At 59.1% G+C, this 21,484-nt stretch carries 23 protein-coding genes and 1 other annotated feature; of the genes, 7 read left to right on the top strand and 16 right to left on the bottom strand.

Annotation, left to right across the window (positions count from 1 at the left end; genetic code table 11):
- Nucleotides 1-123: 123 nt before the first annotated feature.
- The 14 genes from SO058_RS05890 to SO058_RS05825 all read right to left on the bottom strand — a co-directional run bounded on the left by SO058_RS05890 (nucleotide 124) and on the right by SO058_RS05825 (nucleotide 9,289).
- A complete protein-coding gene (locus tag SO058_RS05890) occupies nucleotides 124-1,008 on the bottom strand; it encodes a polyprenyl synthetase family protein (protein WP_320842060.1) in 885 nt (294 codons plus the stop codon).
- Nucleotides 1,005-1,244: an exodeoxyribonuclease VII small subunit gene (gene xseB / locus SO058_RS05885; RefSeq protein WP_320842059.1), complete on the bottom strand. Its 240-nt coding sequence runs from the start codon at nucleotides 1,242-1,244 to the stop codon at nucleotides 1,005-1,007. The genes SO058_RS05890 and xseB overlap by 4 nt, the downstream gene beginning before the upstream one ends.
- The gene (gene xseA / locus SO058_RS05880) at nucleotides 1,245-2,516 is read right to left on the bottom strand and encodes an exodeoxyribonuclease VII large subunit (protein ID WP_320842058.1); all 1,272 of its coding nucleotides are present in this window, start codon (nucleotides 2,514-2,516) and stop codon (nucleotides 1,245-1,247) included.
- Nucleotides 2,513-3,451 carry a DNA-binding protein gene (locus tag SO058_RS05875; protein WP_320842057.1) on the bottom strand — a complete coding sequence of 313 codons (939 nt, stop codon included), beginning with the start codon at nucleotides 3,449-3,451 and terminating at the stop codon, nucleotides 2,513-2,515. Before SO058_RS05875 ends, xseA begins: the two co-directional genes overlap by 4 nt.
- Complete coding sequence (gene nusB / locus SO058_RS05870) at nucleotides 3,444-3,953, bottom strand: transcription antitermination factor NusB (protein WP_320842056.1); 510 nt, start codon at nucleotides 3,951-3,953, stop codon at nucleotides 3,444-3,446. Before nusB ends, SO058_RS05875 begins: the two co-directional genes overlap by 8 nt.
- Nucleotides 3,954-4,085: 132 nt before the next feature.
- Nucleotides 4,086-4,493, bottom strand: a complete 408-nt coding sequence (locus tag SO058_RS05865; protein WP_320842055.1) for an Asp23/Gls24 family envelope stress response protein — start codon at nucleotides 4,491-4,493, stop codon at nucleotides 4,086-4,088.
- Between the two features lie 65 nt (nucleotides 4,494-4,558).
- A complete protein-coding gene (locus SO058_RS05860; protein ID WP_320842054.1) occupies nucleotides 4,559-5,104 on the bottom strand; it encodes a SpoIIIAH-like family protein in 546 nt (181 codons plus the stop codon).
- A 35-nt stretch (nucleotides 5,105-5,139) separates the two neighbouring features.
- The gene (locus SO058_RS05855) at nucleotides 5,140-5,694 is read right to left on the bottom strand and encodes a hypothetical protein (protein ID WP_320842053.1); all 555 of its coding nucleotides are present in this window, start codon (nucleotides 5,692-5,694) and stop codon (nucleotides 5,140-5,142) included.
- Nucleotides 5,691-6,167, bottom strand: a complete 477-nt coding sequence (locus SO058_RS05850; RefSeq protein WP_320842052.1) for a hypothetical protein — start codon at nucleotides 6,165-6,167, stop codon at nucleotides 5,691-5,693. The genes SO058_RS05855 and SO058_RS05850 overlap by 4 nt, the downstream gene beginning before the upstream one ends.
- Nucleotides 6,164-7,261, bottom strand: a complete 1,098-nt coding sequence (locus SO058_RS05845; RefSeq protein ID WP_320842051.1) for a stage III sporulation protein AE — start codon at nucleotides 7,259-7,261, stop codon at nucleotides 6,164-6,166. Before SO058_RS05845 ends, SO058_RS05850 begins: the two co-directional genes overlap by 4 nt.
- Before the next feature lie 13 nt (nucleotides 7,262-7,274).
- Entirely contained in the window at nucleotides 7,275-7,661 is a 387-nt protein-coding gene (locus tag SO058_RS05840) for a SpoIIIAC/SpoIIIAD family protein (protein WP_320842050.1), read from the bottom strand.
- Between the two features lie 2 nt (nucleotides 7,662-7,663).
- Entirely contained in the window at nucleotides 7,664-7,858 is a 195-nt protein-coding gene (gene spoIIIAC, locus SO058_RS05835; protein ID WP_280962479.1) for a stage III sporulation protein AC, read from the bottom strand.
- Nucleotides 7,859-7,871: 13 nt separating this feature from the next.
- On the bottom strand, nucleotides 7,872-8,390 hold the full coding sequence (locus SO058_RS05830) for a stage III sporulation protein AB (RefSeq protein WP_320842049.1): 519 nt from the start codon (nucleotides 8,388-8,390) through the stop codon (nucleotides 7,872-7,874).
- A 17-nt stretch (nucleotides 8,391-8,407) separates the two neighbouring features.
- Nucleotides 8,408-9,289 (bottom strand): AAA family ATPase, encoded by an 882-nt coding sequence (locus tag SO058_RS05825; protein ID WP_320842048.1) that lies wholly within the window; start codon nucleotides 9,287-9,289, stop codon nucleotides 8,408-8,410.
- Nucleotides 9,290-9,403: 114 nt separating this feature from the next.
- Nucleotides 9,404-9,659, top strand: a binding site (T-box leader).
- A gap of 76 nt (nucleotides 9,660-9,735) precedes the next feature.
- On the opposite strand from SO058_RS05825, the gene aroF reads away from it, so the two are divergent.
- The 7 genes from aroF to SO058_RS05790 are packed head-to-tail and all read left to right on the top strand — an operon-like array spanning nucleotide 9,736 to nucleotide 19,718.
- Nucleotides 9,736-10,752, top strand: coding sequence for a 3-deoxy-7-phosphoheptulonate synthase (gene aroF, locus SO058_RS05820; RefSeq protein ID WP_320842047.1), 1,017 nt, complete (start codon nucleotides 9,736-9,738; stop codon nucleotides 10,750-10,752).
- A 13-nt stretch (nucleotides 10,753-10,765) separates the two neighbouring features.
- Nucleotides 10,766-11,809: a 3-dehydroquinate synthase gene (gene aroB / locus SO058_RS05815; protein ID WP_320842046.1), complete on the top strand. Its 1,044-nt coding sequence runs from the start codon at nucleotides 10,766-10,768 to the stop codon at nucleotides 11,807-11,809.
- A gap of 12 nt (nucleotides 11,810-11,821) precedes the next feature.
- The gene (gene aroC / locus SO058_RS05810) at nucleotides 11,822-12,913 is read left to right on the top strand and encodes a chorismate synthase (RefSeq protein WP_320842045.1); all 1,092 of its coding nucleotides are present in this window, start codon (nucleotides 11,822-11,824) and stop codon (nucleotides 12,911-12,913) included.
- The gene (gene pheA, locus SO058_RS05805; protein ID WP_320842044.1) at nucleotides 12,906-14,045 is read left to right on the top strand and encodes a prephenate dehydratase; all 1,140 of its coding nucleotides are present in this window, start codon (nucleotides 12,906-12,908) and stop codon (nucleotides 14,043-14,045) included. The genes aroC and pheA overlap by 8 nt, the downstream gene beginning before the upstream one ends.
- Before the next feature lies 1 nt (nucleotide 14,046).
- Nucleotides 14,047-15,318, top strand: coding sequence for a 3-phosphoshikimate 1-carboxyvinyltransferase (gene aroA / locus SO058_RS05800; protein WP_320842043.1), 1,272 nt, complete (start codon nucleotides 14,047-14,049; stop codon nucleotides 15,316-15,318).
- A gap of 4 nt (nucleotides 15,319-15,322) precedes the next feature.
- Nucleotides 15,323-16,708 (top strand): shikimate kinase, encoded by a 1,386-nt coding sequence (locus tag SO058_RS05795; protein ID WP_320842042.1) that lies wholly within the window; start codon nucleotides 15,323-15,325, stop codon nucleotides 16,706-16,708.
- Nucleotides 16,709-16,724: 16 nt separating this feature from the next.
- Nucleotides 16,725-19,718: an S-layer homology domain-containing protein gene (locus tag SO058_RS05790; RefSeq protein WP_320842041.1), complete on the top strand. Its 2,994-nt coding sequence runs from the start codon at nucleotides 16,725-16,727 to the stop codon at nucleotides 19,716-19,718.
- A 51-nt stretch (nucleotides 19,719-19,769) separates the two neighbouring features.
- Here the strand turns inward: SO058_RS05790 and SO058_RS05785 are convergent, their stop codons facing one another.
- Nucleotides 19,770-20,486 carry an SDR family NAD(P)-dependent oxidoreductase gene (locus SO058_RS05785; protein WP_320842040.1) on the bottom strand — a complete coding sequence of 239 codons (717 nt, stop codon included), beginning with the start codon at nucleotides 20,484-20,486 and terminating at the stop codon, nucleotides 19,770-19,772.
- A complete protein-coding gene (gene pfkA / locus SO058_RS05780) occupies nucleotides 20,486-21,460 on the bottom strand; it encodes a 6-phosphofructokinase (RefSeq protein WP_320842039.1) in 975 nt (324 codons plus the stop codon). Before pfkA ends, SO058_RS05785 begins: the two co-directional genes overlap by 1 nt.
- Nucleotides 21,461-21,484: the final 24 nt, after the last annotated feature.

Below are 21,484 nucleotides of genomic sequence, written 5' to 3'. Positions count from 1 at the left end.
CCTAGTAAAAATCATTTTTTATTATAACCGCCCCCATGAAAAAGTGCAAGAACAAGAAAAGGTGTGACCGCGCAGAATACGGAAGCCTCCAGCCCTTTGGCCGGAGGCTTCTTTGCAATTTTGTTAGCTTTCGCGGCCAATCAGACTGTATGCAAGATCTGCGAGAAACCGGTCGCTACCCAATCCGTTCAGCGCGAATACCGCTTCCTCGGTCAGGCTGCGCACCAGCTCTCGACATTTGGAAGCACCCAAGAGCAATGGGAAGGTCGATTTTTCACTTTTCTCGTCTTTTCCGATTGTTTTGCCGAGCACTGCGCTGTCGCCTTCGATATCGAGCAGGTCGTCCTGAATCTGAAACGCGAGGCCAAGCTTATTGCCAAACGTTTCAGCCGCCGACAGCGTTTTATCGTCTGTTTTGCCCGCCACCGTGCAGCCGAGCGCAGCCGCCGCATGGATGAGGCAGCCGGTTTTGAGCTTTTGCAACAGCATGAGCCTGTCTAGCGCGATTTTTTGATGCTCGCTCTCCATATCGAGCACCTGTCCGCCGATCATGCCGTTCATACCCGCTGCGCGCCCCAGTATCCGGATACATCTCAGCGTGGTTTCCGCCGGCACGCCGTTCGCCTCTCCGGCTACTTCAAACGCCCGGGTCAGCAGCGCATCGCCCGCCAACACAGCGACAGCTTCGCCATATACCTTATGGTTCGTCGGGCGACCGCGGCGCAAGTCATCGTCATCCATGCAGGGCAGATCGTCGTGAATCAGCGAATAGGTGTGGATCATTTCCAGCGCACACGCAAACGGTAATGCCTGTTCCACATCGCCACCGCACAAACGGCAAAATTCAAGTGCGATCACAGGACGCAGCCGCTTCCCGCCCGCTAAGGCTGAATATTTGACCGCCTCAAAAATCACGTCATATCCCGCGTGCTGCTCTTCCGACAAATAGCGGGAGAGCGCCGGTTCGATCATCGCAATATCCGCATCCAGACGCTCTTTCATCGTCATCTTTCCGCGTCCTCCGCTTCAAAGGGCTGCTCAACCAGTTCGCCCTCGCTGTTTTCCAGCATCACCGTCACCTTTTGTTCGGCTGTGTCGAGCAGCTTGCCCAGCGCAGCGGACAGCTTGGTGCCCTCCTCAAACAGCTTCATGCTGTCCGCCAGCGGCGCTTCTCCTTTTTCCAGCAACCGCACGATTTCTTCAAGCCTCGCCATCTGGCTTTCAAATGTTTTGGCCGCCGCCATTTAACATTCCCCTTTCTCGGTATCCGTCACGCGGCAGTGCGCCGTGCCTTTTGCAAATTGTACGCGAAGCATGTCGTCTGTGCGAAGCGTCGCCGCGTCCGTAATCACGCCCTGCCTGCCTGTCGCCACTGCGTAGCCGCGCGACAACACTTTTAACGGGCTGATTGCGTCCAGCGTCGCCACAGCTTTCGCATACCGCAGCCGACGCATCGCCGTAACAGTCTGCCCAGCAGAAAACAGGCGCTGAACGGCCATCTGCAGTGATTGCCGCTTGCTGTCCAGCCGCTTCGGCATCGCCACATAAAGCCGTTCGCTTACCTGATCTAACAGCAAGCGTTTTTCATCGATATATCTGGCTGGCGTACGAAGCGCCAGACGCTCATACAGCGTCTCAAAACGGGTTTTCACTGCGCGCACCTGCCGCTGTGCTGCCATATGCAGCCGCGCGTCCATTTGGCGTAAAGCAAGGCGGCATTCTCCCTGTTCGGGCGCCGCCAGCTCGGCCGCGCCAGACGGCGTTGGTGCGCGCAGGTCTGCGACATAGTCGGCAATAGTCACATCCGGCTCGTGTCCGACCGCAGAGATCACCGGTATTTCCGAGGAAAAAATCGCCCGCGCGACCGGTTCTTCATTGAACGCCCACAAATCCTCCATCGACCCGCCGCCCCGGCCGCACAAAATCACGTCCGCATCGCCAATCGCATTTGTCAGCGCCAGAGCCCTGCAAAGGCTTTCCGCCGCGCCCTGGCCCTGCACCTGCGCGGGATAGAGCGTTACCTTGGCAAGCGGCCAGCGCCGGCCCAAAATGCGGATCATATCACGAACCGCCGCGCCGGTCTGCGAAGTGACAAGTGCAATACTGCGGGGAAAGTTCGGAATGGGCTTTTTAAAAGCCTCGTCAAACAGCCCCTCGTCCGCGAGCTTGCGCTTGAGCTGCTCAAAGGCGACGTTAAGCGCGCCCGCGCCGTCCGGCACGATTTCTGAAATATAAAGCTGTACCTGCCCCGTCCGCGGAAACGAGCTGACCCGTCCGCGCGCAATGACTTTCATGCCGTTTTCCAACCGAAATTTCAGCCGTGCCGCGTCCGAACGGAACATGACCGCGCCCACCGCCGCGCTTTCGTCTTTGAGCGTCAAATAGTGGTGCCCGGACGAATGCGCCTTATAATTTGAAATCTCACCCTGCACAAACAGGTTTCGGTAGCCTGGGACCGCGTCCAGCAAATCTTTGATTTCGTTATTCAGTTGTGAGACTGTATAGACCGTACTCACGTCTTATTCCTTTCATACTGCCGCGCGGCGAGCACCGCTACGCCCACTGCATTGTCTCCGGACAATACGGGGTCGGCAAAAAACACGTCCTCCACCGTCTGCCGCATGCGCGTGCGCACGATCTCGCTCGCCATCACACCGCCCGCACACAGGACGGGATAGGCATATTGCCTACGCGCCTGCCCAGTCGCTTTGACAACTGCGTTGGCCACCGTTTCCAGAGTGAACCGCGCGACCGTTTCAGACGGCTCTCCACGCTCATACAGCGCCAAAACCTGATTCTGCATACCGGAGAGCGAAAACCGGCTTCCGGAAACCTTGGGCGCATAGCCCGCTTGCGGCAAAGTGCCTACCGCAAGCTTGTCCAGTGCCGCGCCCGACGGGAACGGCAGGCCGAGCAGCGCCCCCGCTCGGTCAATCAGCTGTCCGGCCGACAAATCGGTCGTCCCACCGACACAGGCACAGTCCGGCAGACCATCCGCGCCCGGCTGGACCAGCAACAGTTCGGTCGTGCCGCCTGACAAGTGCCAAGCAAGGAACGGTCGGTCGAGCAAATCGAGCCTGTTCGCCGAAAGCGCCGCGGCAGCAACATGTCCCTGCTGGTGCGAGCATGCCACCAGCGGCACAGAAAGCAAATGCGCCGCGCTCCGCGCGACGCTTTCCCCCGCCAAAAAGCAGGGCATATACGATCCTTCGACCGCGCGCGGCCGGGTGCTGATGCCTACAGCGCGCACCGCCCCTTGCGGCAAAGCCTCTATTTTCTCATGCAGGCGCACAGTATGCTGAAAGAGCGCGTCCGACTGGCGAAGGCCAATTGCGCCTTCCGGCACGTCAAGCAAGCTCCCCTCGTTCTGCCATACGCCGCTTACCGGATCGTATACCGCCGCCGAGGTCCGGTAATTTGAGGTGTCAATCCCCAGAAACCAATCAGGCATCGTTCCCGCCCGCCGTTTCCGGTTTGGCTTCTTCCGACGGTACGGTCTCCGGCTGTTCGCCGTTCTGCGCGCGCGCGACCGAACCCAAAATGCCGTTGATAAACGCGGCGGCTTCTTCGGCATCATACGTCTTGGCGAGTTCGACCGCCTCGTTGATCGCAGCGCCGACCGGAACGTCGCTCACGTTATTCATTTCATACAGCGCGAGCCGCAGAATCGCAATCGTCACGCGCGACAAACGGCTTAGCTTCCAGCCGCGTGAATACTTTTCGATCGTTTTGTCCAGCTCGCTGAGATTGGCGGCAACGCCCTTGACAACCTCGCAGATATATTTTGTCTGCGCATTGTCCAGCTTGCCGGCATACAGCGCGATATCTCCTCCCAGCGCACTCATCAAGCTGTCGTCCAACCGGTCGGCCAGCACCTCGTCCGCCTCGAACTCACGGAATCCCATTTCAAAAACCAGATGAAAGGCTATCTCTCTTGCTTTTTTTCTGCTCACAGCGGCAGGCTCCTCCCGATTTCGTCAAATCTCTTGAATAAGCCTTATTCTATCGTATTTTTACCAAAAACGCAAGCGGATAGACAAAGAAAAACGGCGCGGTAAGCCTACCGTGCCGTTTCTTTCTGCTGTTTAGGATTCCGTCTGCGCTTCTTCCTCAGCCGAAGCACAGGGGGCAAAGGTAACGCCGCCGACATGGATATCGACTGACTCAACCCGCAGTCCGGTCATCGACTCGACCGCCGACTTTACATTTTGCTGCACCTGCCCCGCGACCTCGCGGATGTTGTGGCCAAACAGCGCGAGGAAACTAATCTCAAGCTTGACCGCGCCTTCGCCGTCGAGCTCGATCCGCACGCCCTTAGACAGGTTCTTCTTGCTCAAAAAGCTGACGATATCGCTCGTCAAACTTGAATACAGGCCGCTGACGCCCTCGGTATCCGAGGCGGAAAGCGCGGCGATAGAGGCGACAACGTCTTCAGAGATCTTGATCGTGCCCTGCTCGCCCGTGGTCGACCAATACTCCTTATGCTCTGCCATAGTGCTCACTCTCCTTTACGGGCATTATAGCACAGTTTGCCCGAAAAGCAAAGGCAAAATGCGTTTTACGCCGCCTCGACGATCTTAATTTGCCCCGCAGTCATCGCAGTTTCCGTCATCACGATATCCTTGAGTACGGTCACGTCAGTCGCCTGCAGCCCACCCTCGGGTGGTTCTACCACAACGTTGCAGCTATCGCTGCCAATCATGACGACTGCATCCGTATAGCCCTTGGCGCGGATCAGGCTTTCAACACGCGCCTCCGTTACCGAGTTTTCCGCCAGCACAGAAATCTGTGCGGTCGCCTGCTCCTTGGCTTCGCTGTCCGCCGCTTCGCTTTCTGTTGTCTCTTTCAAAATGCTGATCGCTTCGTCGCGGGCCTGTTCGCGAGACAGGCGCGAGGTCGCAAAATAATCGTTCGAGGCTGGTGCGCCCGTCTCTGTTCCCGCGCCGTCTGCCGTCGGCTCCCCTGTCTGCGCCGCATTTCCCGCCTGCTCGGCCACCAGCAGATCGTCCGGTGCCCCCACATGGCTCCAGTTGAGGTATACTGCGACGCACAGCATCAATGCGATCACGCCATATACCGCGCCGCGTTTCTTGATCTTTTTCATGTCCACTCGCCCTCCTGTATTTGGTTCATTATTGTTTATGTACCTGCTGCCATTTTCAGAACAGTAACTTTGTCCGTACCCACGCCGCAAATTGTCGAGACCGCCTGCGTGACCGCATATCGCACCGCCGTATTGTCCGCGCCGTCGCACAGCACGACTGCGCCGCGAAATGTCGGCAGCAGATTTTTGACCGATACCGGGGACTGTCCATAACTGCCGTCGCTCAGCACGGTCAGGCTGCTCTCATAACTCTTTCCGTTCTCGCCAGTCTGCGTCTGCCGTACGTCGACCGCATAGACCGCCTCTTCGGTTTCATCAAGCGACAACATCAGCGACACACGCCCTGCCCCCTCGATAGCCGATAGCTTCTCGCCCAGATCCTGTTCAAACGTGTCCAAGTCAAACACGGCGAAGGTCGGTTCCGCGCCTTTTTCAGCAGTCTTTACCTGCTTAGCGTCCTTAAACCAGCCGCCGGACGCAAGCAATAGCATACCGGTCAGCAGCACGATCAACACCGCGCGGTATTTTTTCAGCAGCGGCAAAAACTTTTCCGCCGCGGGGTGTAAAAAGGCCAGCTCTATTTTTTTCATTTTTGGATCAGCTCCTGTCTTTCGGCGGGCACGCCGCATTCCTCTGTCAGCAGCTGTTGCAGTTCCTCCAGCCGCGACGCGTCGGATTTTTTATAGTATACGGTCACATGGTCGGCCTGCAGCACGCCGTCCGCGTCCGTCGCCATGTCGACACGCACCGTGCAGTCGATACCCGTTTTTGCCGCACGCTGCTCCAGCACATCCGCTATCGCGGCACCGACCGCGCTCATGGCTGTCTGGCTGTTTTCACGCTGCACCTCGGCAGCGGATATGCCATCCTTTTGAAACCACTCGGATACCGGCGGCAGGCGCACCTGTGCAAGCGGTTGCAGCAGCGCGAGCGCCATCAAAAGCCCAGCCGCGACACGCACGATTTCGCGCAGTGCGCTGTCTTTCGACACCGCGAGCGCGACCGACGCCGCTGCTCCCGCCAGCGTCACGCGGAGCAGGATCATTCGAAATAATTCCATCATATCGGCTTCACCATCGCTACTACATAGACAAGTTCAAAATACAAAATCACGCTGCAGGTTGAGAGCATGCCGAGCAGCAGACCGAATCCCGTGCCGATGCCGCCCAGCAGCCCCTCCATGCTCTTGGAGCATAAGGGCGACAAAACAGCCGCGCCTGCTTTATAGCACAGATAACATGCGCCTGCACGCAAAAACGGTACCAGACAGATCGCCGTGACGCACAACATACCGAACACGCCGACCGTATTCTTCAGGAGCGCCGCGCCGGTCAGCATGGTCTCGGTCGCGTCGGATAGGATTCCACCAACCACCGGGACCGCCCCGGATACCGCGAATTTCGCCGTTTTAAGCGCCATCCGGTCTACGCTGCCCGACACGCCGCCTGCTACTGTGATATATGTAATAAACAGCGTTAAAATGAGTTTCAGTGAACCTGCAGTCAAGCTTTTCACTCCGTCCGCCAATCCTCGCAGCAGGCCGTTCGACGTTGCCGCGTCGACTGCGATGATCGCGAGATAGGCGCATACGGCAGGCACGAGCAGCGTTGTAACCAGCCGGATGACCAAATCGAATACAAGCATCGTCGCGACTTGTAAGACTGTCGCAGTCGTGGCGCAGCCGCCGACGGACAGCGCCGCCGCCAGCACAGGCTGCAGCGTTGCGGAAAATACGCTGATCTGCGAAAGCGCCTCCCGGCAGACCGCGAGAACGCTCGAAAAATCGGTCAGCAGTACGACACCGCAGCCAAGCGCGCCCGCCATATCGACCGCGGCGTCCGCCCCGCCGCCCGCTGCTGCGGAAAAACCGCGCGCACAGGCCGTCAGCGCGACAATGACCGCGACCTTGACCATGCTGCGCACCGCGCTTTGCAGTGCGTTCTGCCCATCAGACGCCAAATTGTCGAGCAGTTTCCCGAAGGACGCGCCAAGGTCGCCCGCCACATCGGACGGGACACCGTCCAGATATTGCCGCTGTTCAGCCGGGAGCGCGCCGAGCAGCTCGTTTGTCTGTCCGTCCGCCGTTTGGCCGCCAGCCGCTGACGCGCACGGCAGCAGCAGAGCGGCCAACAGACAGGCTGCAAAAAGCTTTTTCATCATTCCTGTCCTTTCAGATCCAGTCGCCAACCAGTGCAAGCACCTGTTCAAAGAGCGGCAGGCACAGCGCGAGCGCGAGCACAGCGCCCGCGATCTCCAGCTTGGCCGCCAGCGCGGACTGACCAGCATCCTTGCAGAGCGCGCTCATGATACGCACGACTACCGCAACGCCGACAGTCTTAAGTACCGGCAGATATAGGGACTGCGTCATACCGCCCTGTGCGAACACCTGCTCCATTTGCTGCGCCGCGCCGCCGATCTGGGCAAACACGCGAAACAGGATGACCAGCCCCGCGGTCAACGCGAGCAGGAACGCGATGGCCGGGCTTTCTTTTTTTAGGGTCAGCGACAGCACAATGGCAGCCAGCGCGACGCCGCACAGCGCGAAAAGCTCGCCCACCGCTAAAACCCGAACACGCTTTTCATCATCGAGAATAGCTGGCTGATCTCCTGCACAATCAGCATCAGCACGACGATGAGCCCTGCAAGCGTGGTCATGAGCGCCTGTTCCTCCCGTCCTGATCGGGTCAAAAGCTGGCTGAGCACAGCGACCAAGATTCCGACCGCCGCAATTTTAAAAATCAGATCAACGTCCATTTTTTCCTCCGCTCTAAATCAGCACCAGCACGACCAGGATGCCTGTCGCGATCCCGCAGGTGCGGTACAGATTTCCCTTATTCGCCAACTCCCCCGCTGCCTGCTCGCGAGCGGCTGAAAGCCTGCGCGACACCTGCCGCAGCCCTGCAAGCTGCTCGTTCGCATCATAGCGCCCCAAATAGTTCGCGGCCTCGCACAGGATATTGCACTCGCTTTCCCCCAAGCCGATCTCCGCGGCGCATTCGCGCAGGTTAAAACGCCACAGATAGCCGAGCGACAGCCCGTTTTGCTCGCGCAGCCGGCGCTGAAGGGACGCGAACACCAGCCGCACCGATGAATTATCGTTTTCTGCCAGTTCCCCAATGATCTCGGGCAGCGTCGCGCGCCGGCCGGCGATTTCACTTTCGATCAGCTGCATCGCCAGCAGCAGCGCGTCCGCCGCCGCGACCCGCCGCCTGAGCGCCTGCCGCGCAGACAAACCCAGCGCCGCGCACGACCCAAAAATCATGACCGCTCCCAGCAGTTTGAGCATTAGGCGTTCCTCCCTTTTTATAACGTTTCGATTTGATACTTTCTGCGCCCGTCTTCAAGCGAAATGACGACCGCCCGCTCGAATAAACCGAGCTTGAGCAGTGTCCGGTACAGTGCACGTTTCCGGAGATCCTCCAGATCCCGCGCATGCGCACTTGCCAGCACAGAAACCCCGCAGTGGGCGCAGAGCGCGACCGCCTCAACGTCCTCGGGCGCTGTGATCTCGTCGACGACCAGCAGCGCGGGCGACATGGTCTTAAGCAGCATCATGGCCGCCTCTTTTTTTCCGCAGCCCTCGATTACATCCGTGCACGCGCCGACCTCAAACTGTGGCCTGCCCGACGAAAGTGCTGCGATTTCGCAACGCTCGTCCGCTACCGCGACAGATAAACCGCTGTCCGACACCCGGCGGGCCAGCTCGCGCAGCAGCGTTGTTTTGCCAAGGCCGGGCGGCGCGAGCAGCAGCATCGAACACGGTTTCCCGTTTTCGAGCGGCGCGATCTCCGAACCCGCTTCTTCGATCTGCCGCGCGACCCGCAAGTTCAGCGACGAGATGCCGCGGATTCCGCTGACCTCCCCATTTTCCATGACCGCCGTACCGCACACGCCCAGCCGGTGGCCGCCTGCAAGCGTCAAAAAGCCGTGCCGCAGGCTATCTGCATAGCTATGTACTGAATACCGCGCGGCGCGGCTCAAAATATCGCGTAGCAGCTCGGCGGATACTGGTGGAAGCCCAGTTTCCCGCTCGCCTCCCAGCCGTTTGACTGTGGGCGGCCGCCCCGCCCGCAGCCGGACCTCTTCAATGTCATGTCCCTCCGGGAGACTGGCCAGCATACCATGGTAAGGCGGCGGCACGCAGTCGATTGCTTGCAGATACGTCTCGTCCTGTTTCACTTCCATGTTTTATCACCTGTCCTACTCTATGCACCGGCCTGTCCCGCATATGACATGAAAATGAAACAAAAGACCGGTTGACAAAAAGTGCAAGGTATTTTATAATACGTACATATATTGCACAAAGCGATGACAGAGGAAAGTAATTGTCCCAAGTGCGGCTTTCAGGGAGTGTCCGGCATGACTGGAAACGGACGCAGACGCCGGTACGATGAAGTTCCCTCTTGAGCTGCGGCGCTGAACGCATTCACAAGTAGGCGCTGACGGGATTCCTCCGTTATAGGGATAGGATATATACTTGTATCCGAAAAAGTGCGGCGCTTTAGCGCGCCGAATGTGGGTGGTACCGCGGAACCGTTTGTCTTTCGTCCCTCTTTGTGGATGAAAGGCTTTTTTTATTTGTCCGCGCCGGCAAACGACAATAAACCATCTATATAAAGGAGACGGAAACCATGATCATCATTATGAAACCCACCGCAACCCGCGAACATGTTGAGGAGCTTTCCCGCCATATTGAACGCTGGAACGTCAAGGCCAATCCGATCTACGGCGCTGGCACGATCGTGATCGGTCTGGTCGGGGACACGGGTGCGGTCGACAAGGATGCGCTGCTGCGCGACCCGCAGGTGGACAATATTCTGAAAGTGCAGGAGCCATTTAAGCTGGCCAACCGCAAATTTCATCCCGATAACACGCTTGTCGCGGTAGGTAAGAACGTTGTCGTCGGCGGGAAAAAGCTCGTCGTGATGGCCGGACCGTGCTCAGTTGAAGGACACGACCAGATCATTGACGTGGCGCGGCATGTCAAAGCGGAGGGGGCGGCCGTGCTGCGCGGCGGCGCGTGGAAACCCCGTTCTTCCCCCTATTCGTTCCAAGGCATGAAAGCCGAAGGGCTCGATCTGCTCCACGAAGCCAGCATGGACACCGGCCTGCCGGTCGTCACCGAAATCACCAATCCCGCGCATATCGAGCTGTTCCTGGAGAAGTGCGACTGTTTCCAGGTCGGCGCGCGCAACATGCAGAATTTTGAGCTTCTCAAAGAGCTCGGGCAGACCGATAAGCCTGTGCTCTTAAAGCGCGGTTTTGCCAACACCATGGAGGAATTCCTGATGAGCGCCGAATACCTGATGGCAGGCGGCAATGAAAACGTTATCCTCTGTGAGCGCGGCATCCGCACCTATGAGACCTACACCCGCAATACGCTCGACATTTCGGCGGTCCCGGTTTTAAAACGCATGAGCCATCTTCCCGTTATTGTCGATCCCAGCCACGCGGGCGGGATTTACTGGATGGTCGAGCCTCTGGCCAAGGCGGCGGTCGCCGCAGGCGCGGACGGCCTGATGATCGAGGTGCACAACGACCCGGCGCACGCACTGTCCGACGGCGCGCAGAGCCTGACCTACGATTCTTTCCACGACACCATGCAGAATCTGCGCGCGGTGGCCCAGGCGGTCGGCCGCGAGCTGTAAGGAGGGGCGCAATATGGCGCAAACCTTTTCCCTTTCGGGCGCAAACGGTGTTTCCGATATCCACATCGGGACCGGGCTGCTGCGAAATGCTGCTTCGCTGATCCTTGATACCTTTTCGCCCAGCCGCGTGCATATCGTGACCGATACGACGGTCGCACCGCTCTATTTGGACACGCTCAAAGCGCAGTTTTCGCTGCCGGTATCTGAAACGCTGATCCCCGCCGGCGAAGAACACAAACGCCTTTCCACGGTTGAATCGATCTATCACGACCTGCTCAAAAACGGCATGACGCGAAAGGATCTTATAATCGCGCTCGGCGGCGGCGTTGTGGGCGATATCACCGGCTTTGCCGCCGCGACCTTTCTGCGCGGCGTGTCGCTCTGCCAGATTCCGACCACGCTGTTGGCGCAGGTCGATTCCTCGGTCGGCGGCAAAACAGGCGTCGATCTGCCTGAGGGAAAAAACCTGGTAGGCGCGTTTTACCAGCCCCGACTCGTCCTGATCGACCCATCGGTGCTCTCCACCCTGCCGGACGCGACCTTTGCCGACGGCATGGCCGAGGTGGTAAAATACGGCTATATCGCAAACAAGGAGATCCTTTCCTTGTCCGCGAAGACGGATTACCGGCAGCATATTGAACAGATTATTTGCGAATGCGTTAAAATCAAGCGCGACGTGGTTGCGATCGATGAGCACGACACCGGACTTCGCATGATCTTAAATTTTGGCCATACGATCGGCCACGCCGCGGAAAAACTCGGAAATTATGTCGACCTGACCCACGGGCAAGCGGTTGCCATCGGCATGGTATGCGCGACGAAGCTCGCGGCGGAGCGCGGCGGCGAGGATCTGTCCACCCCGCTTATCGCTTTGCTGACCCACCTCGGCCTGCCGACTGTGTTGTCCTATGACCGCGAGGCCATCTTTGAGGCGCTGTTATCGGATAAGAAAAAGTTTGGTGGGACAATCAATTTCATTCTGGTACGCGAACCTGGGCGAGCGGAGATCACCCCGCTCCCGGCGGAAGAATTGCACGAACTTATTTTAAAACTGTAAGGAGGGGCGCAAATGGGCTCCACTTGGGGAAACAGCATTAGAATCTCGGTCTTCGGCGAATCGCACGGCGCCGGCATCGGCGTTACGATCGACGGCTTTCCGCCCGGAGTCGTTTACGACGAAGCGTTTATTCTGCGTGAAATGGAGCGCCGCGCGCCCGGCCGAAATAAGCAGTCGACCGCGCGCAGCGAGAGCGACACGCCCCGTATCCTGTCCGGCGTTTTTGACGGCAGAACCACCGGCACGCCGGTCTGTGCGGTCATCGAAAACACCAATCAGCACTCGGGCGATTATGCCGGGCTCGCAGACCAGCCCCGCCCCGGCCACGCCGACTATACCGGCATGCTGCGCTACAAAAAGTGTAACGACCCGCGCGGCGGCGGCCATTTTTCCGGCCGTCTGACCGCGCCGCTCGTGTTTGCAGGCGCGCTGTGCAAGCTGTGGCTCAAAATGCAGGGCGTTCTTGTCGGCTCGCATATCCAGTCGATCGCGCAAATCCAGGACATGCCGTTCGACGATGTCTGCGTTACCCCCGCGCAACTCGAACAGCTGCGGCTGGCGGACTATCCGGTGCAGAACCCCCGCGCGCTGGACGCGATGCTTGCTGCAATCGAAGATGCTCGGCTTGAGCAGGATTCGGTCGGCGGCGTGATCGAATGCGCCGCCATCGGGGTGCCCGCCGGACTGGGTAGTCCGATGATGGACACAGTTGAAAGCAGGCTGTCGTCTATCCTGTTTGCCGTTCCGGCGGTCAAGGGCGTCGAATTCGGCGCGGGCTTCGGTTTCGCCGCCTTGCGCGGCTCTCATGCAAACGACGCATTTTACAAGGACGGCGATGTTGTTAAAACTGAAACCAACAACAATGGCGGCATTTTAGGCGGTATCACAAGCGGTATGCCTCTGCTCGTCCGCGCGGCCATCAAGCCTACCCCTTCGATCAGCCAGACACAGCAGACGCTCAGCCTGTCGCGCGGCACGGTAGAACAGCTCTCCATCCACGGACGGCACGATCCTTGTATCGTCACCCGCGCGGCTCCGGTCATTGAAGCCGCAGTCGCCGTCGCACTCGCCGATCTTGTGAGGGAGGCGAACGGCTATGCGTGAGCTGCCCGCCATCCGGCAAGATATCAATGAGGTCGATGAGCAGATCCGCGGCCTGTTTCTCCAACGCATGTCGCTCGCGCTGGAGGTCGCACAAACTAAGGCACAGACTGACGATAAAATTTTCAAACCTGACCGCGAAGCCGAGATCCTGCAAAACCGCGCGGCCGGTCTCGATGAGGAGTTGCGCCTGAAATACGTCGCGCTGCTGCAAAACCTGATCTGTGCCAGCCGTGAATACCAATACAGCGAGGTGCTGCGCCAAAACCCGGACAAATTTCCATTCCATCCGGCAGCAAACGCGCTCGCGCCCCGTTCGGTGTACTACCAGGGAGTGCCCGGCGCGTATCAGGAGCTTGCGGCGCGGGCGCTTTTTCCTAAAGTTGAGCCGCAGCATGTGCCGACTTGGGAACAGGTGTTTCGCGCGGTGCGCGACGGAGAGGCCGATGCGGGCGTGGTTCCGGTAGAAAACACGACGGCGGGTACAGTCAGCGAGGTGTACGACCTACTGCTGGAATATGATTTATCGATCAACCATTCCTATATCAAAAAAATCCGGCATTGTCTGGCCGCAGTGCCCGGCACAGCGCTCACGGATATCAAGCGCGTTTGTTCGCATCCGCACGCGCTGCCGCAGTGCCACACCTACATACAAGAGCATCGCTTCGAGGCCTTTGAAGCTGCAAATACCGCAATTGCGGCAAAGAATGTCGCTGCAAAGGGCGATAAACATCTCGCCGCCATCTGCTCGCGCGAAGCCGCCGAACGCTACGGCCTGCACGTCCTCGCCGAGGGCATCAACGACCTCAAGCACAACGAAACGCGCTTTATCGCGGTCAGCCGAACGCTCACCTGCCAGCCGGACGACAACCGCATCGAGATCGCGTTTCATATCCCGAACATCGCTGGATCGCTGAACCGGGTATTGGGCATCTTTTCCGACTACGGCGTCGATATGACCGAGATCCACTCACGCCCCATGAAAGACAGCCCATGGTGCTATGTATTCTATATTGACTTTACCGGAAACATGTGTGAAAGCAAGGTACGCGCGCTCCTATACCAGCTTCACGAGGAGCTACCCTACATCAAGGTCATCGGCAGCTACCGCGCCGCCGAATCAACGGAGGAATAACATGCAAGTCAAGCCATCCGGCCCGCTGCGCGGCGTAATCACCGTGCCGGGCGATAAATCAATCTCGCACCGCGCGGTCATGTTGGGCGCGCTCGCAAAAGGTACCACGCACATCACCGGCTTTCTGATGGGTGAAGATTGCCTGTCCACCATCGACTGCTTCCGCAAGATGGGGGTCCCGGTCGAGATCACGGACAAGGAGGTCATCGTCGAGGGCGTCGGCCTGCACGGTCTGGACGCGCCGGAGGGGACGCTTTACACCGGCAATTCGGGTACGACCACTCGCCTGCTGTGCGGCATTTTGGCAGGTCAGACTTTTTCCTCCACACTGAGCGGCGATGCTTCGATCCGAAAGCGCCCTATGGGACGGGTGATGATGCCCCTCATGGAAATGGGCGCGCGCATCAGCGGCAGGGACGGAAACTATTGCCCGCTGCAGCTATATCCGAGCGAACTGCACGGTATTTCGTACACGCTGCCCGTCGCTTCGGCACAGCTCAAAAGTGCGGTTTTACTCGCCGGCCTCTACGCCGAGGGGCAGACCACCGTCATAGAGCCCGCGCCCTCGCGGGACCATACCGAGCGTATGTTCCGCGCTCTAGGCGTGGAGATCGAGATGCACGGCAATGTTATCACGCTCGATCCGCCGGAGGATCTGTACGCGGTCGATATTGAGGTACCGGGTGATATTTCCTCTGCTGCGTTCTATCTCGTTGCGGGTGCGATCGTTCCGGGTTCTTCGCTCACCATCCGCAACGTCGGCGTCAATCCAACGCGCACCGGCATTCTGGATGTGCTGCGCGCGATGGGCGCGGACATCACAGAAAGCAATTTCCGGGACAACGCGGAACCTGTGTGCGATCTGACCGTCAAACATAGTGTGCTCCGCGGCATCCAGATCGGCGGGGACATTATCCCCCGCCTGATCGACGAACTGCCCGTACTGGCGGTCGCCGCGGCATTTGCGCAGGGAGAGACCGTCATCCGCGATGCCGCCGAACTCAAGGTCAAGGAATCCAACCGCATTGCAGCCATGGTGGCCGAGCTTTCCAAAACGGGCGCCGATGTGACCGAGACGGCGGACGGCATGGTAATTCGCGGCGGCAAGCAGCTTCGCGGCGCAACGTTTGAGACCTATGGAGACCACCGCATCGCGATGAGCCTCGCCGTCTGCGCGCTCGCCTGCCAAGGTTCCAGCCAGGTCCTCGATCCCGAAGTGGTCGCGATCTCCTATCCGACGTTTTTTGAAACGCTGCAAAGTCTGGGAGGCTGAAGCGATGCTGCTTTCCTTTGAAGAATTTCAGAATTTTATACCCCAAAAAGATACCTACGCACTGTTCGGCTGGCCGCTCGGGCATACGATGAGTCCTGAACTGCACACACAGCTTTTTGAAGCGTCGGGACAGGATGCGGACTATATCGGCGTCGCCGTGCCGCCCGAGCAGCTTGCGGAAGCGTTTGAACTGGCCAAAGCAAAGCTTCGCGGCATCAACTGCACCATTCCCCACAAAAAGGCCGTAATTGGGCTGCTTGACGAAGTGGATAACGCCGCGCGCGATCTGCATTCGGTCAATACGGTCGCGTTTCGCGGCGGCAAAGCCATTGGATATAACACCGATATCCTTGGCTTTGCCGAATCGCTTACGCGGGACGGCGTGATACTCTCCGGCAAAAAGGTGCTACTGCTGGGCTACGGCGGCGCAGCTGCCGTGATGGCCTATCACTGTGCCAGAGAGGGAGCGTCTGTCACGATCACCGGGCGCAACCTTGACAAGGCAGCCGCATTGCAGCAGCAGATCTGCGGCGCTCTGCCGCGTGCGCACGTCGCCGTGTTCAGCCGCAAACATATTCCCCGCGACATTCAAATCGTTTTAAATTCCACGCCGCTCGGTATGTTCCCCAAAGAGGAGGCGTGCCCGCTTCACTTTTTGCCCAGAAAGACTGAGTACGTGTTTGACGCGATCTACAACCCGCCGGTCACCGCAACCATGAAGCTTGCCAACCCGAAAAAATGCAAGACGCGCGATGGGCTGTTCATGCTGGTCATGCAGGCAGCGCATGCGCAGGCCATCTGGACGGGCACGGCGTTCGCCCCGCAGGCCTGCGAGACCATTCTACGCCGGTTATACGGCAAAATGGCGGTCAAGCGGCTGCACGACAAGCACGGTAAGCGAAACATCGTGCTGTGCGGCTTTATGGGCAGCGGCAAGACGACGGTCGGCCGCAAACTTTCCCGCCTAACCGGGCTGCCGTTCGTCGACGCCGACCAGTATCTGGAGGCCAAAGAGGGACAGCCGATCCCTGACATTTTCGCGCAGAAAGGTGAAGCCTATTTCCGCGACCGCGAATCCGCCTATATCCGGGAGCTTTGTGGGCGGGACGGCATCGTACTTTCGCTCGGCGGCGGCGCGGTGCTGCGGGAGGAAAACGTTAAAGCGATCCGGGAGACCGGACTGCTCATCCATCTCGACACACCGTACTTCCGCATTCTGAAAAACCTGTCCTATTCGGACAGCCGCCCGCTTCTAAACAAGCCGGACAAGCAAGCCGAAACGCGCCGGCTTTATAATGCGCGCAAGGAGCTTTACCACCGTGTTTCCGACGTTTCGGTGAGAAGCCCAAAAATCTCCGAGGTTTTGGAGAAAGTCGTCAAAAGCATCTGAGAAAACGAGGAGAACCATGAAACAAAGCCGCAAATTTACCCGCCTCACTGCCCTGCTGCTTGCGGTCGGGCAGCTTGTATTGTCTGCCGCTGGCGCGGCGTTCGACAGCGCTTTCAGCTATTCCTATCCCGTTGGAGAGGGCACGACCTACACCCGTACAGAGGGCAAGAACGGCGCAGGCCTGCAAAAGGCAAACATCCTGACCTATGCGCCGAACAGCTCGGTATCCCCGCTGATCGTCTACGCGGATGAGCGCCTCTACGGCAGCAACGCGACGATCATGAACGCGGTCAAATATCTGGCGAATGAAGGCAAGCGCGTCATTGGTGGCGCGAACGCTGATTTTTTTGTCATGTCAAGCGGCATCCCGATCGGTTTGGTCATCGATGAGGGCGAGCTGATCTCTTCCGACGCGTGGCAATACGCAGTCGGCTTCAAGCCGGATGGGTCGGCCGTGATCGGCCGGCCTACCATGTCGATGACGATTTCGGGTTCTGCCGGCACGGTTTCCGTCTCCTATTTCAATAAAACGCGCACTACGGCGGGCGCATATCTGCTCGACCGGAATTACGACGACCAGACCCATTTTACCGCAAACGGCACCAACATTATTCTGGAACGCGTTGACAACAGCCCGGTCAAAGTGAACGGCAGCGTTAAGCTAAAGGTCGTCAATAAGGGAACGGGCAACGGCTCACTGACAATCACCGACAACCAAATGGTGCTGACCAAGTCGGACGGAGCGAACGTGCCCTCTTGGGTTGATTTTGCGGTTGGCGACGAGGTCACGCTCACTGTCGGAGCGTCCGACGGCAACTGGGCGGACGTTAAGTATGCGGTCGGCGGCAAGCAATTGATCGCCGGCGGCTCGGTCACGACCTCCGGCATCGACGCGGCTTCCTCCCGCACGGCGCGCACGGCGGTCGGCATCAAGGCTGACGGTTCGGTCGTCCTTTATGAGATCGACGGATTGCAGTCCTCACACAGTGTTGGCTTGACGGCGGCAGAACTCGGCAATGAGCTGAAAGCGCTTGGCTGCGTTGCCGCGCTGTGCCTTGACGGCGGCGGCTCATCCGCCATGGCGCTGCGCAGACCCGGCAGCGCGGACGCGGAACTCATTACCAGACCTTCGGATGGTTCGCAGCGCCGCTGCGCCAACTATATCTTCTTTGTCAATAACGCACCGGCGGACGGTGTGACCCGTCATGCGGTGCTCACGCCTAGCTTCCGCTATGTCATGCCGGGCGCGTCGACCTGGTTTTCGGTCGCAGGCGCGGATGCATCCTATGGCCCCGCAGAAGCGCCTTCCGGCCTGAGCTATACGGTATCGGGCGATCTTGGCACGGTCGAGGGACAGACGTTCACAGCGGGCAGCAAGACCGGTACCGCCACGATCACCGGTTCCTCGGGCGGTGTCAGCGGCTCAATGGATATCAGCGTCACCGGAGACGTTAACTCGATCTCCGTGCTGAACGGCGAAAAGGAAATTTCTTCGATTTCGGTCAAGCCGGGGCAGGCCATGCAGCTCGATGGCATCGCCTATCATCAGGGTCAGAAAATGGGCTCGAATAACACGTCGTTCACCTGGAGCGTGTCGGGCGGCGTGGGCACGGTCAGCGAGAGCGGCCTGTTCACCGCCGGACAGTCCGCAGCCTCGGGCACATTAACCTGCTCTTACGGTTCGACCAAAAAGACAATAAACGTATCCGTCGGCATGGGCGATCCGCAGGACGCTGAGATCGTGGCCGACTTTGAGGACGGCCAGCCGTGCAAGGCCACTGACGGCATCACACTGGCACTGGCGGACAGCTATACCGAGGCTGCGCGCGGCGTATCCTCGTTGAGAGCCTCTTATGACGGCGCCAAAGTGATTGCGGGCACCATCAGCCTGCCCAAGACAGATGTTACTGACCGCAGCTACCTATCGCTGCTTGCGCAATCCACAGGCACGATGAGCACGCTGACTGCAGTCTTTGAGGACGTAGACGGCAACGAACTGACAGCGGCGCTTTCGGCGGCGACCACCACATCCTGGCAGCGGCTGCAGGCAGCCATTCCAAACGGCGCAAAAACGTTGACCGGCCTGCGCTTTGAGCGTCAGGGCAGCGGCTCCGCGGGTTCCGCGCTCTATCTCGACCAAATCGTCGTTTCCGCACACCATGCGGTTGTGAACAGCGACGCCCCCTCCCTTAAGCTGAATCAGACCAAGCTGACCATAGACGCCGGTAAGGTTGCTGTTATCACCGGCACGGCGACCATGGAGAGCGGCAAATATCCGGTACGCGCCTCCAATTTTGAAGTCAAGGTCGATGGTAAGCTGCTTCAGAACGCCGCCAAAATGAGTGGTTCTGCCCTCACCGTAACCACCGGGGCGCTCGCGGCAGGCACACATGCCGTCAGTATCGACGCAATTGACGACGCAGGCAACCGCACGCGGAAATCGGTCACCGTGACCGCAGGCAGCGCGAAAAATCCGTTTGCCGATACCGATACGCATTGGGCCAAGGGCTATGCCTCCCTGCTGTATACGTCCGGCATCATGAAAGGCGAGACGAAGAACGGCAAGACGTATTTCAGCCCGTCGCGCAATCTTCGGCGCATGGAATTTGCCGTCACGATGGCGCGCGTGCTTGGGCTGGACACCTCCTATACCGGCAAGCTCGATTTCGCGGACGACGCGCAGATTCCTTCATGGGCACGCGGCGCGGTTTACGCTGTATCGCAGGCCGGCATCATGAGCGGCCAGAAATCGGGCGGCAAACTCTATTTCGCCCCGAGCGCCGACATCACCCGCGCCGAAGTCATGACAGTCATCGGCCGCAGCCTGCCGCGTGGCTTCTCCGCCGCTTCACTCGGCTATAAAGATGCTTCTTCGGTGCCCTCCTGGGCCTCCGAACAGGTCAAGACCTGTGTTTCCGCCGGTATTGTCAGCGGCTATGAGGACAACACGCTTCGCCCCAACAACAAGATCACGCGCGGTGAGATCGCTAAGATCGTCGCTCTGCTGTAAACACAAAAAAGAACCGGCTGCCTAAAAAGCAGCCGGTTCTTTTTTATTTTGTCAAAATCCGCCGGTCACGCCAAGCGTCTGTCCAGTGATAAAAGAGGCTTTCTCCGAACAGAGAAACAAGATGCTCTGCGCGGCTTCCTCCGCCGTGCCGATGCGGCCAAGCGGTGTTTCAAATGCCAGTTCGCGCATGGTTTCTGGCGTGTGGCTGGCGTTCATATCGGTTTCAATCACGCCGGGCGCAACACAGTTGACGCGGATACCGGACGGCCCCAATTCAAGCGCAAGGGAGCTGGAAAGCCCGATCAGTGCGGCCTTGCTCGCCGCATAGTGGCTCTCACAGGACGCGCCCCGCACGCCCCAAATTGAGGAAACGGTCACAATACTGCCGCTTTTTTTGTGCACCATCCCGGGCAGCGCCGCGCGGATCACCCGCACCGCGCCCATTAGGTTCACATCGAGCATACGCGTCCAGTCGCCGTCTGACAGGTCGCAAAACATTTTCTGCTCCGCAATACCTGCGTTGCAGACAAGCGCGTCCAGCGTGCCCAGATGCTTTTGCGCTTGCTCTACGCCGCGCTCCACCTCATCCGGCTTCGACAGATCCGCCTGAAGCGCAAGCGTGTCTGGAAATGTCCTGCACAGCTCCCCGGCCTTATCCGCGCGTTCCCGGTATAGGAACGCGACGCGCCAGCCCTCCTGCGCAAACGCGCGGACACAGGCCGCGCCTATGCCGCGCGAACCTCCTGTGATGAGTACGGTCTTGCCCATCAGATAGCGACCGTCTGCTGCGCCACAAACAGATCCTGCTCCAGATCCTTCTGGCGCGCAAGCCCCTCCTCAATGTCAAGATCGGTCACGCGGTTGTCGTCGAACACGATGACGCGGTTTGTCTTGCCCGCTTCAAGCGCCATGACCGCCTCATAGCCCATACGGGTGGCCATCACGCGGTCGCGCGCGGTCGGCGAGCCGCCGCGCTGTATATGGCCGAGGATGGTCACGCGCGTATCGATGCCAGTCGATTCGTGGATGCGGTCTGCAACGTCCTGCGCCGAACCGTACCCTTCCGCAACAATAATGATATGATGGTTGCGGCCCTTGATGCGGCCGACGCGCATTTTCTCGATCAGGTCGGTGTCAAAATCGATATCACGCTCAGGCAGCAGGATCGCGGTCGCGCCGACCGCACAGCCGACGTGCAGCGCCAAATGCCCAGCCCGACGCCCCATGACCTCAACCACCGAGCAGCGCTCGTGCGACTGCATGGTGTCGCGCAGCTTATCGATACATTCGATCGCCGTATTGCAGGCAGTGTCGAAACCAATCGTATAGTCGGTGCATACGATATCGTTATCAATCGTGCCGGGTACCCCGATGCAGGGCACGCCCATGCGCGAAAGCGCCTGCGCGCCGCGGAACGTCCCGTCGCCGCCGCAGCAGATCAGGCCGTCTATCCCAAGATATTTGCAGGTGTCGGCCGCTTTTTGCAGCCCCTCGTCGCTCATCATTTCCTTGCAGCGCGCAGTATACAACATAGTGCCGCCCTTGCGGATAATACCGTCGACCGAGCGCGAGCCCATTTCAATAATATCGCCATTGATCAGGCCGCTGTATCCACGGCGCACGCCCAGCACGGAAATATCATGTGCCGAAGCGGTACGCACGACCGCGCGGATCAGCGCGTTCATACCCGGGGCGTCGCCGCCGCTCGTCAACACGCCGATCCTGCGAATTTGCTTGTCCATTTAGGAAGCCTCCCTGTCAGATTG

Source organism: Agathobaculum sp., from assembly GCF_034098985.1.
Classification (GTDB): Bacteria; Bacillota; Clostridia; order Oscillospirales; family Butyricicoccaceae; genus Agathobaculum.
Note: the sequence above shows the minus strand (reverse complement) of the source record. Positions and strands in the feature narration are given on the sequence as shown.